Source organism: Kosakonia sp. N21, from assembly GCF_050587465.1.
Classification (GTDB): domain Bacteria; phylum Pseudomonadota; class Gammaproteobacteria; order Enterobacterales; family Enterobacteriaceae.
Map to the genome: position 1 here is coordinate 1 of NZ_JBOBHR010000038.1, position 384 is coordinate 384.

Here is a 384-nt window from a genome sequence, read left to right on the forward strand (position 1 = left end):
ACTTCGCAGCACACACAGAATGTGTACTCTGAAGTTTTCTTGGTTCAGACAGTAAAAGATGGTGGAGCTATGCGGGATCGAACCGCAGACCTCCTGCGTGCAAAGCAGGCGCTCTCCCAGCTGAGCTATAGCCCCATCGTGGTCTCTGTAACCTTAATTTCAGTTGAGACAAGGCGTGGTGACACGAAGCATACTGAAGTATGTGAGTGTCGCCGCAACGCAGTATCAGCAGAAATTTGGTAGGCCTGAGTGGACTTGAACCACCGACCTCACCCTTATCAGGGGTGCGCTCTAACCACCTGAGCTACAAGCCTGCAGAGATTTTTACTGCCCGTTTTTCATCAGACAATCTGTGTGGGCACTGCAAAGGCAGGTTCTTTGTGG

General features: G+C 51.0%; 2 tRNA genes. Both read right to left on the bottom strand.

Annotation, left to right across the window (positions count from 1 at the left end):
- Positions 1-59: 59 nt before the first annotated feature.
- Positions 60-135: transfer RNA gene (locus tag ACQ3G7_RS24740), tRNA-Ala, on the bottom strand.
- Between the two features lie 102 nt (positions 136-237).
- Positions 238-314, bottom strand: a tRNA-Ile gene (locus ACQ3G7_RS24745).
- Between the last annotated feature and the right edge of the window lie 70 nt (positions 315-384).